Origin of the sequence: Micromonospora sp. DT4, from assembly GCF_049841675.1 — a bacterium.
Classification (GTDB): Bacteria; Actinomycetota; Actinomycetes; order Mycobacteriales; family Micromonosporaceae; genus Micromonospora.
This window is the reverse complement of record NZ_JBNCKT010000131.1, coordinates 1-13717: the sequence shown is the minus strand read 5'-3', so window position 1 is coordinate 13717 and position 13717 is coordinate 1. Positions and strand designations below refer to the sequence as shown.

At 72.2% G+C, this 13717-nt stretch carries 11 protein-coding genes and 1 pseudogene; 5 read left to right on the top strand and 7 right to left on the bottom strand.

Annotated features, from left to right (window positions below):
- Positions 1-404: 404 nt before the first annotated feature.
- The 6 genes from ACLQ24_RS25590 to ACLQ24_RS25565 form a co-directional block, all read right to left on the bottom strand.
- Positions 405-2891 carry a type IV secretory system conjugative DNA transfer family protein gene (locus ACLQ24_RS25590; RefSeq protein WP_425894253.1) on the bottom strand — a complete coding sequence of 829 codons (2487 nt, stop codon included), beginning with the start codon at positions 2889-2891 and terminating at the stop codon, positions 405-407.
- A 23-nt stretch (positions 2892-2914) separates the two neighbouring features.
- Entirely contained in the window at positions 2915-4726 is a 1812-nt protein-coding gene (locus ACLQ24_RS25585; RefSeq protein WP_425894252.1) for a VirB4 family type IV secretion system protein, read from the bottom strand.
- Positions 4723-5685 carry a PrgI family protein gene (locus ACLQ24_RS25580; protein WP_425894251.1) on the bottom strand — a complete coding sequence of 321 codons (963 nt, stop codon included), beginning with the start codon at positions 5683-5685 and terminating at the stop codon, positions 4723-4725. The genes ACLQ24_RS25585 and ACLQ24_RS25580 overlap by 4 nt, the downstream gene beginning before the upstream one ends.
- Complete coding sequence (locus tag ACLQ24_RS25575; protein ID WP_425894250.1) at positions 5682-6593, bottom strand: conjugal transfer protein TrbL family protein; 912 nt, start codon at positions 6591-6593, stop codon at positions 5682-5684. The genes ACLQ24_RS25580 and ACLQ24_RS25575 overlap by 4 nt, the downstream gene beginning before the upstream one ends.
- 2 nt (positions 6594-6595) lie before the next feature.
- On the bottom strand, positions 6596-6949 hold the full coding sequence (locus ACLQ24_RS25570) for a pilin (RefSeq protein WP_357950961.1): 354 nt from the start codon (positions 6947-6949) through the stop codon (positions 6596-6598).
- A gap of 702 nt (positions 6950-7651) precedes the next feature.
- Complete coding sequence (locus ACLQ24_RS25565) at positions 7652-8536, bottom strand: hypothetical protein (RefSeq protein WP_425894249.1); 885 nt, start codon at positions 8534-8536, stop codon at positions 7652-7654.
- Positions 8537-9386: 850 nt separating this feature from the next.
- Between ACLQ24_RS25565 and ACLQ24_RS25560 the strand changes: the two genes are divergently transcribed.
- From ACLQ24_RS25560 to ACLQ24_RS25540, 5 genes are all read left to right on the top strand, one after another.
- Positions 9387-10304 carry a hypothetical protein gene (locus ACLQ24_RS25560; RefSeq protein WP_425894248.1) on the top strand — a complete coding sequence of 306 codons (918 nt, stop codon included), beginning with the start codon at positions 9387-9389 and terminating at the stop codon, positions 10302-10304.
- Positions 10288-11289 (top strand): TRM11 family SAM-dependent methyltransferase, encoded by a 1002-nt coding sequence (locus ACLQ24_RS25555; RefSeq protein WP_425894247.1) that lies wholly within the window; start codon positions 10288-10290, stop codon positions 11287-11289. The genes ACLQ24_RS25560 and ACLQ24_RS25555 overlap by 17 nt, the downstream gene beginning before the upstream one ends.
- Positions 11290-11397: 108 nt before the next feature.
- Complete coding sequence (locus ACLQ24_RS25550) at positions 11398-11946, top strand: DNA cytosine methyltransferase (protein ID WP_151493225.1); 549 nt, start codon at positions 11398-11400, stop codon at positions 11944-11946.
- A gap of 223 nt (positions 11947-12169) precedes the next feature.
- Positions 12170-12655, top strand: a complete 486-nt coding sequence (locus ACLQ24_RS25545) for a hypothetical protein (protein ID WP_425894246.1) — start codon at positions 12170-12172, stop codon at positions 12653-12655.
- A gap of 242 nt (positions 12656-12897) precedes the next feature.
- Entirely contained in the window at positions 12898-13266 is a 369-nt protein-coding gene (locus ACLQ24_RS25540; RefSeq protein ID WP_357948582.1) for a DNA-binding protein, read from the top strand.
- Positions 13267-13327: 61 nt separating this feature from the next.
- On the opposite strand, the pseudogene ACLQ24_RS25535 reads toward ACLQ24_RS25540, so the two are convergent.
- A pseudogene (locus ACLQ24_RS25535) lies at positions 13328-13717 on the bottom strand (hypothetical protein); the annotation flags it as partial.

The following is a 13717-nucleotide window of genomic DNA, read 5'->3' as shown; positions in this document are numbered from 1 at the left end:
ACGTAGTGCTCGGCGAGCCACCGCAACAGCTGATGATCACGGGCGGTCAGCCGACGAAGCCGGTCCAGACGAGCAAGACGAGACGACGAACGAGAACCGGACGAAGAACCGGACGAAGAACCGGAAGAAGAGGCGGAAGGCGAGCGCGAGACCCGGTTGTTGGTGGGCACGATGGATGCTCCAAGCGGAAGAGGAGTTCCCTCCGAGGGGAGGGTGTCTGAGTTCGGTGAGGTGGTCACCGGAGGCCGGTGACCACCGGTGAGCGGCACTGACAGACCCGGACGGCCGGATCTGTCAGTGCCGCGCGGTGATCGGTGGTGAAGGGCTGGTGAAGCCCACACGGAAGGGGCGACCGGGACTCGGTTGACCAGTCTGTCGATCTCGCTCCGGTTGCCCTGCGGCGTTCAGGTGGTCGCCTTCGGGCCGCCCTTGGCCCGGGACCGGCGGTTGTCGTCGGGTCGAGCTGAGAACCGGTCGACGAGGTCGTCGATCGCGCTGGTGTCCTGCGCCGGCACCGCCTGCGCCGCGGCTCGTCGGATCACTGTCGCCTCGCCCACGATCGGCTTCGGCGGCCGGGTCTTGAGGGTGAACGCCGGTGTTTGCCGCCCACCGACGACGAGGCGCCCGACGGCGGTGTAGGCGTCCAGGTGGGTCAGGTCATGCTCGTCGAGTTCGGGCAGAGTGTGCCTGGCCAGGACCCGGGCGTCCTCCGGGGCGACGGAGAAGTACAGCTTGTTACGGGCATTCGCCGATGCCGCTGCCAGGAGGTCCTTCGGGAACTGGGCCAAGTCCTGGTGCGCGAGGACCATCGACAGCCGGTACTTCCGCGCCTCCGCCAACATCGAGTCCAGGCTGTTGGCCAGGGTCAGGAAGTTCTGACACTCGTCAATGATCAGGGTGGCATCCCGGCGTCTGTCGGCCGGCACGGCAGCGCGGGCGGTGGCCGCCTGCCACACCTGCGCCAGCACGAGCGAGCCGAGCAGCTTGCTCGTGTCCTCGCCCAGCTGGCCCTTCGGGATGCGCACCAGGAGCGCACCGCCGTCGAGGACCTTGCCCATGTCGAAGCTGGAACGGGGGTAGCGCATGGTGCGCTTGACGAAGTCCCGCAGCAGGAACGCCCGCAGGCGGGCCAGGACGGGGCCGATGACCTGGGAGCGCAGGGCCGGGTTGAGGTCGTCGTACCACTGCCAGAACCCGGACAGGCCGGCCGGATCGTCCAGGCCGACGGTCATCGCCGAGCGGAACTGCGCCGAGTTGAGCAGGGGTGGGATGTGCTGGAGGGTGACGTTGGCGTGCCGCAGCAGGGTCAGGCAGGCCACCCGCATGACGTCGTCCATCCGCGGCCCCCACGCCTTCGCGAAGATGTTCCCGAAGATCGACACGAGGTTGTCCACGACCAGGTCCGGGTCGTTGCCGGACAGCGGGTTGAGGGTCGGTGGGTTGGGCTGGTCGGGGTCGAACAGCACTACCCGGCCCGCGACGCTCGCGGGAAGCCGGTCGAGGATGTCGAGCACCATGTCACCGTGCGGGTCGATGACCACGGTGCCCCGGCCGGCCTTGATGTCCTCGACGGCTATGTTGACCAGCAGGGTCGTCTTCCCGGAGCCCGTCGATCCGACCACATGCATGTGATACCTCGCATCGGCGACGGACAGGGCCACCGCGTGGCCACCGACTTCGGCGTCGCCGAGGACCTTCATCCCGCGGCCGCCGGTCGGCACCGCCACCGGGGCGGGCATGGACTTCGCCCGCGCCCGATCCAACCCCGGAACGGCCAGATCCCGCGGCAGCGCCGCGAGGACGGCCAGCTCGGGGGTGGAGGCCAGGAACCCGGATCCGAGCCGCCGCGTGGCCAGCACGGCCACCGGCCGCGCCATCCGCGCCCGATGGGCGAGCCGGTTGCGGCCGGCGTACACGGCGAACGACGAGGCGACCGCGTCCGCGATGCCCCGCAGGCGGCCCTCCGGCCGGGACCCGCCGCGGTGGTTGTTCTTCGCGATGGCGTAGCGGATGCCGATCGTCCACAGCGGGTGGGCGGTCTTGTCGAGGATCGCCCGCACGTCGCGCTCCACACCGGGGTCCCGGCGGCCGGCCGGCTGGCCGCCGCTGCGGGTGGTGGCGGTGCGGCCAGGAAGGAACGCCTCGATGAGCCACAGGAGCGGTGCGGCGGGATTGATGGCCGGTACGGCGGTCTTGCCGTCGCGGAGCCGGCCGGCGGCGCGGCGGGCTCGTGCGGCCCGGCGGGGGGTGGCGGGGCGGGCGAGGACCTGCACGCAGGCGTACTCGTCCGGTTTGAGCTGCGACCCGGCCGACATGAGTGCTCGAAGCGGGTCGTTGTCGTGGTCGGTTTCGAACGGCAGCCACTCGGCCGCGGTCGGCAGCAGGTGCCCGCCGACGGCGGCCGGCACGTCCAGTGGGATCGGCGGTGATGCCTGGTCGTCGGTGGTGCAGGCGGCGCCGGGCCAGGCGGCCCGCACGGCGGCCTCCACCGCCCCATGCGGCACGCTGCCGGGCACCCAGATGGAGATGAGGAGCTGGCGGCCGGTCCATGTGTACTGCCACACCACGTGCGGGCTGCCGTACCGCAGCCGGCGCCGACGGGACGGAGTGAGGGTGCCGTGCAGGTTCGCCCACAGCGCGGCGGCGCTGTGCGGGTCGACCTCCGGCGGTGGGGCGACGGTGACGAGGCGGGCTCCGTCGGCGTGGCGGCGGTGCCGCCACCCCTCGACCAGGTTGCGCCCGGCAACATAAGCGACGAGCAGGGCGGCGGCGACGCCGAGCAGCCACGGCCGGCCGGCCGCCCACTCCGCGGCGTGCAGAACCCACCGCGCGGGCGCGCCCGGCGGAGAGATGAGACCGGCGCCCGGCCCCGACGGGCTGGGCGCCGGCATCGGCGACAGGGCACGCAGGGGTGTCACAGGTCCTCCTCCCCGTCGTCGGAGTCGAGGTCGGCCAGGTCGGACGGCTTCGTGGTCGCGAGAAGGTGTTCGGCCTGCGAGGAGATTGACTCGAACGCGGTCCGGTTCGTGCCGGAAATGAGCAGGCCGTGGCCGACGCGGGCGGACAGAAGCATCCGACGCTCGCCGGCGGTCAGGCCGAACGCGTCGGCGACCTGGTCGATGGCCTGCGGGGCCTGCTTGAGCAGCACCTGCGTGGCCGCGTTGGACACTACGGCGTGGCCGAGGTCGGTGCCGAGCACGTCGGCGACGTCCTGGGTGATGACAGACAAGCCGGCGTTGCGCTTGCGGCCGGCCTTGGACATCTTGAACAGGAACCGGGCGCCTTCACCGTCGCGCATCAGCAGCCACGCCTCGTCCACCACAACGAGGCGGCGGGTGGTCCGATGTGCCCGACCGGGTGCGTCTACTGACCGCCAGATCGAGTCGAGTGCGAGCAGCGTGCCGATGGTGCGCAGTTCGTCCGGCAGGTGCCGCAGGCTCCAGACGACCAGATGCCCGTCCGGGCGGGTCGTGGTCGGTGAGTCGAACAGGTCGGAGAACGAGCCGGCCACCCACGGTGCCAGCCGGGCGGCCAACTCGTGGGCGGCCGGGTTGTCGTCGGCCCGCAGTGTCGCGGCCAGATCCTTCAGCAGCGGCGCGGGCCGGTGGTGGGTGGCCGGGTCGGCGGTGATTCCCGCCTGCCGATAGACGGCGAGGATCGCCCGGTCCAGGGCGGCGCGCTCGGCAGGCGGCGGCAGCTGCCCCAGCAGCACCGCGATGAGGGTGTGCAGGAACAGGCCGCGGCGGGTGAGCACGTCCGGGCGGGTGTCCCCGGCCGGCAGGTCCAGAGGGTTGATCTTCACGGCGGGTGCGCCGAGTCGCACGATGGTGCCGCCGACCGCGTCGGCCAACCGGAGGTATTCGTCCTCGGGGTCGACGACGGCGACCTGGACCCCCTGGTACAGGTTGCGGAGCACGTCGAGTTTGACGAAGTAGGACTTGCCGGCGCCGGAGCGGGCCAGGATCACGCTGTTGTGGTTCTCCTGTGCCCACCGGTCCCACCAGACGATGCCCTGCGAGTCCGGGTTCACCCCGTACAACACCCCGCCGGTGGTGGCCGGGTCGCCGGGCAGCGGCGCGGGCAGGTCCGCCGACGCGAGAGGGAACGCGGCGGCCAATGCCTGGGTGTCCATGGTGCGGCGCATCTGCAGGCTGTCGGTGGCCAAGGGCAGGGTGGTGGTCCAGCCGGGCAGGTGCCGCCACGTCGCGGGCTGCACCTCGATCAGGGTGGACGCGGCGGCGGCCTTCACCTGCGCGCACGCGTCGAGGAGTTCGGCTTCGGTGCGGGCGTGCACGGTCAGGTACAAGCCGACGCGGAACAGCTTCGCCGCCCCGCGGGCGAGGCGCTCGGCGAGGTCGGCGGCGTCGTCGGCGGCGGCCTCCACGTACGGGTCGGCCAGCTTGCCCTTCTGCTCGTCCGCCCGTCGGGACGACTCGAACCGGGCCCGCTGGTTGCGCAGCCGCGACGCCGCCACCGGCGCGGGTATCGGGTCGATGTGCAGGGCCAGGTCCAGCCGGCCGGGCCAGGACAGCAGCGGCTCCAGCCACGCCGGCCCGACCTCGGCCGGATACCCGGTCACCACCAGGGTGGCCGCGTAGCCGTCCCCGACCCGCAGGAACCGCGGCGTCACCTCCACCGAGGCCGGAGCCACCGTCGCCGCGAGTCCTGCGGACGGCGGGCTGGTGCTGTCGTCGTTCGGGGCGCGTCGGCGCCGGACAGAGATCACGATGTCCTCCTGGTGCTTGGCCTCCTCGCCGGAGGCGCGGTGATGACGGTGTCGGGGGCGGCGAGGCCCCCGGGACGGGGCGGCCGGTAGGGGTCCGCCGCAGCCGCGAGGGCGGCGGTGGTCGCATGGCCATCTAGGGCGCGGGTGGTGACACCCAGCCCGGACAGCGACCGGACCGTCTGATCGGCGCGGCGCCGGGCGGCGTGCTCGCCACGCTCACCGCTGGTGGTGCGGGTGACGATGAGGACCTGCCGGCGCAGCGGGTCCCGCCGTTCGGCAAGGTCGTCGAGGAACCGTGCGTGGTCGGCTGCCGCGTCGGCGAGAGCTGGGTGCGGCATGGCGTCCGCCGCCTGGCCGAGGGTGCGGGCGGCGGAGTGCAGGTCGACCGGCTGCGCCGACACCACGATCTGCGTTGGCGTGGACAGGCTGTTGAGCCACCGGCCGAAGGTGTCGACCAGGGCGGCCTGCTCGTCGACGGTGCGCAACGCGAGGTTGACACTGGTCGCCGCGACCATCGCCGCCTTCACCCCGCCGAGGCTGATCTCCCCGTGGTCGTCAATGGCGTCGGCAGGCAACTTCAACGGCGCCGGCAGCATCACCCTCGACGCCGGGACCTCCACCCATTCGGGCGTCCTCGCGGTCGTGTCGGTAGTGGACAGAGCACGTGGTGCCCGGGAGTGACGGACCGCGGACGCCAGCCACACGTCCATAGGCAGTCCGTCGCGGCGGCCGACCGCGAGGCCGAACACCAGGCCGCCGAGGACGACCGCGGCGCCGAGTAGCACCGGTGCGGGCACGATCGCGTGGAGGGCGCGCCAAGCGCCGTAGAAGATGACGGCGGCGACGGCGAGGATCGCGAGTTGCCGGAACGTCAGCCCGTAGAGCACCTTGTCCGGCGCGTCCACGTCGGCGGGCATGCGGGCGGTGACGGCCTGTTCGTCGCGGCGGGCGCGGCTCATCGTCGCACCGCCCCCAGGCCGGGGATGCGCAGCCCGCGGGTGAGCTGCTGCACTACGACGACCCGCACGACCGCGCCGAGCACGTTGCCGCGCCCGCCTGCGCCGCTGGTGGCGTAGCGGCGCATCAGCCCCGGCACCTTGAGCGTGGTCCACAGCAGGACCATCACGACGAACAGGTTGAGCACGCCACCCGGTTCGACCGGCAGGCCGAGCAGCGGCAGCATGGTGCTGGTGTCCAGCAGCATCCACTGTCCGGCGAACAGTACGAACGCCTGCACCACCGGGGTCGCCAGCATGGCGACGTACGACCGCCACCACAGGCGGGCCACGCCGTCGGTCTGCGGCAGGGCGTGGCACGCCAGCGCGATCGGCGCGACCGCGGTGAGCACCAGCGCGACCGCGAAGCGGACGATCACACTGCAGGCGGTGGCGGCGAGCAGGAACACGATGATCGCCAGGCAGACGACGAACAGCAGACCGGCGGTCTGGTCACGCGCGGCCATCAGGTGGGTCCTGACGGCGTTCAACGCCCCGTCGCCGTTGAAGTCCTGCGCGGTCAGTGCGGCGGTGAACGCGTTGGCGTACTCGATGAGCTTGCCGGCGATCAGTTGGGAGAAGTGGGCGGTGACGAACCCGACGACGCACCGCGGCAGGAGATCCTTGGCGGTGTAGCGGGCGCGTTCGTCGCCGCCGGCGACCATGGTCAGGACACCGGCGGCCACGAACACCAGGACGAACACTGTGTCGACGACCCAGATCGACCGTCCGGTCAGCGCCTGCACCTGCGGCAGGCTGGTGACGTCCGGGGTGATCAGCAGCGCGTGGGTGATCGCGGTGATGAGCCCGTTCAGACAGTCCAGCAGCAGGCCGGCGAACCAGTCGAGGATCTGGTTGAGCGCCCAGGCCATCGTCAGCCTCCGACGATTCCCTGGACGACCTCCAGCAGGATGGGCGCGAGCACGGCCAGGCCGTAGCCGATCAGGGCGTTCTTCAACGCGCCCTTGGCCTTGTCGACCTGGGCCGGGTCGCCGCCGGCGGTGGCCCAGTACACGCCGGCCAGGACCAGGAACAGGGTGGCGACGGCGGCCAGGATGCCCATCACCCAGGTCTGCAGGTTGGCGATGACGGTGGGCAGGTCGTTGGCGGCCAGGACGACCGGGCCGCCCGGGTCGGCGTAGGCAGCGGCCGGCACGGCCAGCACCACCACGGCCGCCGCGGCGGGCGCGGCGATCCGGGCGGCATGGCGAAGCGCGCGGGTCGTCATCGGTGCGTGGGAGAGGGCGATGGTCAGGGCACGTGAACGTGCCAACAGCGGGCGGAACATGATGGCTGCACCTCCCGCCCCGGCTCGCGCCGGGGCGATTCGTCGAAACGGTGGGCGGAAAGCCGCCGCCGGGCTCGGGAAGACACGTCGGCCGGGAACCGTGGTGAACCTCGGGAGGAGCTCGTCCTCCCGTTCGGGTTGGCGATGATCGATGTGGTGTCAGCGCATCAACGTGGCGCGGCACCCGAGGTCGCCCGGTTCCGTGCCGACCCGGCCTTCCGGCCCGGCGGCGGGCGGAACCCGCCGGATGACGCCAAGGTGGCGTCGGAGGAGTTCCGCACCCTCAAACCGGCGTTTGTGAGCTGTGGCGAACACCTGCCGATCCCACAGCGCTCCGACACGACCTCGCAGACCTCTGACAGCCCTGGTCAGCGGCCTGTCCGACGATCGTGCCGCTGGCGGCGGACCTCGCCGTCGGCGTCGGCGCCGGAATCTCACAGCCGCCGAATTAACACCCCGTCGGCGCCGCTGTCAGATCCGTGAGAGATCCGACGGGCCGCCCGAAAGTGAGTACGACGGCCCTTCCCGCACCAGGGTGGGAGCCGGTCGAAGTGGTGCGGCGCGAGGGGTTCGCCGTACGCGCTCGCGGGCCCGACCAGATGGTCGGGCCCGCGTCGGGAGAGCCTGCGGGATGGTCGGCGGTCAGGCGGCTGCCAGCGTCACCTGCGCCGCGGCCGGTCGCGTACCGGCACCGCGGGCGGCCCGGATGTGCTGCCGTCGCTCGGCCGCCACGGCGAGGTCTTCCCGCACCCGCGGTGAGGTCACCTCGGTGAGAAACCCGGCGGCCAGCGCCTCGGCGACGCGGACGTCGATGCGCTCGACACGTCGCCGCAGCGTGTCGACCTCCAGGCCGAGGCGGGCGGCGATCGGTTCGATGGCCCGGTGGCCCAGCCGCACGTCAATGTAGGGCTGCTCGTCGCACTCGTCGACGATGCCCAACTCGACTGCCCGGCGTACCAGGAGGTCCGGATGCCCGTAGGGCCGATTCGGGGTGCGCGAGCCGGTGACGTGTTCGAGGTTGTCCACCGGCACGGCCTCGGCGCCGTCACGCTGCCGCAGCTCGTGGCCGGCCCGCCACGCCGCCATGCACAGCGCCGCGTACGGCGCCGGCTTGGCCAGGTCGACCCGGTCACGTAGGGCGCCCAGGAAGCCGGTGAGGATCTCGGCGTCCAGGTCGTGAGCGTCACCGGCCCAGCCGGTGTGCAGCCGGCCGGCGTAGCGGCGCAGCGCCGGCATCGCCAGGGCGACCGCGGCGATGACCCAGGCGGGCCCGTCGAGACGGGCGCGGCGGACCAGCTCCCGCCACACGACGTCACGGGCCGTGTAGGCGCGGGGGTGCTCCAGCAGCCACTGCCGTAACGCCGGCAGAGCGATGGCACCGCCGGGCAGACCACTGTCATCGCCGAGCTGATCGGCCAGCGGGTCGAGGTCCAGTGACAGCGGGTCGGGGTCGCAGGTCAGGTCGGCGAACGCGGTGTCCACGGCGTCCAGCGGCGAGTCGGGCCAGTCCTTGGCGGACGCGGTCATGTCACGAACTCCCATGTCAGAGACGAATGTCGATGACGGCCGGAGGTGTACGGCCGGCGCGCCTGACCGCCATTGCGCCACCTCGGTCTCACCGGCCCCTGACAACGCAGGCCAACAGGCATGAATCCTCGGCTCGACAGCACCAGCCGCCACCGGCCACCCGCTGACTGACGACCGACGCTGGCGCGCGTCACCGTTCTGACAAAGCCGCGTTGACCTGCGCGTTGACACGACAGGAGACGAAGGGCACGGGACAAGGCCGCGAGGGACACCACACCGGCCGAGGGGTCTGACAACGGGGACCTAGCCGGTCTCACAGCGTCTAACAGCGCCCCGCGGGCGGCACGGTGTCAGATCGCGACAGGCTGACACTGCAGCCGAACGTCATCGTCAACCCTGCGCGCCGCGGTGGCGCGCCGTCTGACGGCCTTCGTCCGGCGTGGGGAAGGTCTGACACGACCGCCGCCTCCGATGACAATCCAGCACCGGTGTCCTCCGTGACACCGCCGCCGTCAGGACAGACGCCGCCGCCGTCCGGGACATCGGACGGCGATCTGACAAGACCGGCCAGCGCCCCCGTGTCATCGATGCAAGTCGCTGTCATGGTCGAGGTGGTCGTGACCGTGCGTGTCTGACAGCCGGGGGCGGCCGATCGCTCTGACGATCTCACGACGCCGGCCCCGGCCCGATCGAGCCGGCGACCGCCGGATCGTCCCGCGTTCCCGAGGCCAGCCGAGCGGACAGGAATCGGTTGTCAGACATTCGTGAGATCGCTATGTGTTCGCCACAGCTCACAAACACCGGTTTGAGGGTGTCAGCGCACCACGGCGCGGCGCGGAGCCGACACCACATGAGCGAGCACACGCCGCAGCACCACAACCCGCAGCACGATCCCATCGTCGACACCGGCCTCCTGGCCGGGGTCGACCCGACACCGACCGACCTGGTCGCCGGCGACCCGCCGGTACCGCTCACCGTCTGGCGCACCGCCCGCACCCCGGGCGACGCCGGACGCAGCATCGGCACCCGGCTGGCCGACCGCCTCATCGCCGCCTACAGCCGCCCCGGCGAGGCGGTCGTCGACCTCACCACCGACCACGCCCTCACCTCCGCCTGCGTGGCCGGGGCCCGCCGGCACCACCCAGCGTGGTTCACCGACGCGTCCAGCCTGATCATCGGCCCGGCCACTCCCGTCCCGCTCGCCAGCGGGATCACCGGCGACGAGGACGAGGAGGAGGACCTGCCGGAGATGGGGGCCTGGTTCGGGGACGACCTCACCGACCCGGACCTGCACCCACCGGCCGACACGGGCGCCGGCCTGCCGTCCGGCGGCTCCCTGCAGCAGGCAACCAGTCTCGTGGTCGCCTGCTGGCCCCTCGACCTCAACGCGGCTACCAACCGGGTCCGGTTGGCGTGGCTGCTGGCCGCCTGCGCCCAGCTGCTGCAGCCGGGCGGCTGCCTGATCCTCGTCGTCACCGTCCCGGCCGGCACCACCGCCGCCCCGGAGGATTTCTCCGGCGTGGTCCAGGCCGCCGCTGGCGTCGGGCTGGGCTACCTGCAGCACCTTGTCGCGGTTACCGCCGACACCGACGGGGACGCGTTCGTCTACCACGTCACCGACGAGGAACTGCTCACCCTCACCACCGCCGTGAGCGACCGGTGGCGGGTGGCGCACCTGCGGGTCCACGCGGACCTGATGGTGTTCAGCCAGACACAGCGCCCGGCCCCGCGCCGGAACGGACGCGAGGGCGGTGGTCGCCGTGGCTAGGCACCGCGCACACACCCCCGAACCGTCCCACGAGCAGACTACGACCCCTGCCGCCACGAGCCCCGACCCGATCGGACGCCATCGGGCTGCTCCCGGCCCGGAGGGCCTGTCGGTGTGGGCGACCGCGCAGTCCACCGGTCCCGTCCAGCGCCGCGGCCGGTACGTCCGTGAGTCCGTGCAGCACCCGGCGCGGATGCTCCCCGCGATCGCCGCGCACGCCGTCACCGCCTACACCAAGCCCGGGGACCTGGTGCTGGACCCCATGTGTGGGATCGGCACCACCCTGGTCGAGGCGATCCACGCCGGCCGGGACGCGATCGGGGTGGAGTACGAGTCACGCTGGTCCGACATCGCTGACGCCAACATCAAGCACGCCCACACCCAGGGCGCGACCGGCCGGGCCGGTGTGATCCGCGGCGACGCCACCAGCATCCTGTCGTTGGTGCCGGCGGCCCTGACCGGGCAGGTCTCGCTGGTGGTGACCTCGCCGCCGTACGGGCCGACCGTGCACGGCCTGGTCCGGCCCGGCGCCGACGGCGTGGCGAAGTTCGACAACGCCTACAACGACGGCACCGACCGCGGGAACCTCGCCTACCGCGACCTCACCGGACTCGCCGACGGGTTCGCCCAGATCCTCGCCGGCTGCCACACCCTCCTGCGCCCCGGTGGCGTCGTCGTCGTGACCGCCCGACCGTGGCGCAAGCACGGCGAACTGGTCGACCTGCCGTCGGCCGTCATCGGCGCCGGCATCCGCGCCGGCCTCACCCCTGTGGATCGGTGCGTGGCGCTGCTCGCCGCCGTCCGCGACGGCGGTCTCGTCGCCCGGCCGTCGTTCTTCCAATTGCAGGCGGTCCGTAAGGCGCGGGCCGCCGGGACCCCCATGCACCTGATCGCACACGAGGACGTCCTCGTGTTCATCAAGAGCCAGACCGACTCGGGTTCAGGAAGCCTGGGGGACACCCTCGGGGGAGGGGTGGTCGCGTGAGTGCGCCTGCCCACCGCCACCCGAGCCGCGCGGCGGGAGTGCACAGCTGCCGCCTTCTGCGGTTGGCCGCGCGCGGTGAGACTCCGACGCTCGACGCCGGGGAGGTGCGTGATTGACCATCGACCCGCACCGCGCATCGGATCGCTGTGCACCGGCTACGGCGGTCTCGACATGGCCGTCGAACTGGTGCTCGGCGGCCACCTCACCTGGTACGCCGAAACCGATCGGCACGCCCGCACCGTCTGTGCCCACCACTGGCCCGGCGTGCCCAACCTCGGTGACATCCGCGCCGTCGACTGGACCCGCGTTGGACCGGTCGACGTTCTCACGGCCGGGTTCCCGTGTCAGGACATCTCCAACGCGGGCAAGCGCGCTGGCATCACCGGAGAGCACTCCAGCCTGTGGAGTGCCGTTGCCGACGCCGTTCGCGTGCTTCGACCGCCGCTCGTGTTCGTGGAGAACGTCGCCGCGCTCCTGCGGCGAGGTTTCGACGTTGTCGAAGCCGACCTGGCCGCGATCGGGTACGACACGAGGTGGACGTGCCTACGGGCGTCCGACATCGGCGCCGCCCACCGCCGGGACAGGCTGTTCCTGTTGGCCGCGCCTGCCGGACGACTGGGAGGGGGTGCGGACGCTGCCGACACCGTGCGCCCGTGACGGCAAAGGCCCCGGCCACCAGCACGGGCTGCCCGACCTCATCGAACCGTCAGGCTCCACCCACGGCCTCCTATCCACCTCCACCGCGGGGCGCACCGCTCGTACCGGTGAGCAGGGGCATAAGCGGCAGGATGTCGCGCGTCTGCTGCCCACCCCCAGGGCGAGCGACACCGGGACGCCCGGGCGACGCGCGGGGGCCGGGTTCCGGCCCCCGCTGTCGCAGGTGCTGCTGCCCACCCCGCGGGCCACCGACGGCGAGAAAGGCTGCCCAGGGCAGCGGGGTTCGCACGGCGACCTGACCCTGCCGTCCGCGGCGGTGCGGGTCCCGGCCCGTACCCTGCCCACCCCGCGCGCGTCCGACGGGCGCGGTCCTGGGCGGCACGGCGACGGCGGTGCGGATCTGCGCACCACCATCGCCGGGCTCGGGCGGCCCGACGAGCAGCGGTGGGGCGGCTACGCCGACGCGGTCGCCCGCTGGGAGCGGCTGCTCGGCCGGCCCGCACCACACCCCACGCAGATCGGCCGGCACGGCAAACCCGTCCTCGCGCCGCCGTTCGTGGAGTGGCTCATGGGCCTCGACCCAGGCCATGTCACCGACGCCGACCTGGGGCTGCCGCGCACGCTCGCGCTGCGGGTCCTCGGCAACGGCGTCGTGCCCCAACAGGCCGCCGCCGCCCTGCGGCTGCTGCTGTGCCCACACATGTGGTAGCGGGAGAAGGTCCCTTGGCCTACCGACGTGGCCAGTGATGGCGCGCCGGCTGAGGCCAGGGTGCCAGTGAGTTCCCGCTAACCGGCATCGGCGTCCTCCGTGCCTCCACGGCCTCGCTCCGCAGGCGGCACCGCCAGTCCGACGCGATGGCGGTGCCGCCTAACGGAGAGGCAGCCCTCGTCTGAAACCCAGGAACCCACCTACCGCTGCGGCTGGTGGTCCGAGAAATAGGAGTCAAGCCCATGCGATCAGCACGACGAACCCGCAACCTCGCCCCCGCCGCCAACCCCCATAGCGACGACGCAACTTGTACCTGGACCACCGAGCGCATCCTCGCGCTCGGGGCGACCACGGACCTCGCCACCGCCGCCGCCATCCTCGGCATCTCCCGCTCGGCGGCCTACAAGCTGGCCGCCCGCGACGCCTTCCCGGTGCCACTGTTCCGAGCCGGCGCGTACTACCGCGTGCCGACCGCCCCGATCCTGCGGAAACTGCACCTCGATTTCCCACCGCTACCGACATCTGGTGACACCGGCGGGGCGGGTGCCGACGAGGACGGCGGGTATTCGGACGGGGCCAGGGACACCACGGGTTGCAGCCCTCCGCCGTGACCCCGCCGCGGGTAGGACGCCCAATGCGCTGCTCCGTATGTCGTGTCGGTGCAGCCGCCGACTACTGCTCGACGACACCGGAGAGGAGCCGGACCAGGGCGCGACGCAACACCCGCTCGATGTCATCCACGACCGTTGACAGGTCATCTGTCGGCTTGCCGGTGAGGGTGCGCAGTTCCCGCCTGCTCGGGTCGTCGCCGTGCATCTCATCGTTGCGGAGCCGGTATCCCAGACGCAGGAGGGCCTCGAGCCGCTCGGGCGGCGCCTGCAGGACAGGGTCGTCCGCCAACAGCATGGTCGCTCCGGCAACGACCTTGTCCTGCTTCCAACGATCCGCTGGCAGGCCTGGCAGTTTGATGAACAGCACTTCGGCGCAGACGATCAGGTCGATGAGCCGGTCGGTTGGCACCCGGTCGGCCCCGGCCAGGACCAGCCGGCGCAGCGCGGTCTG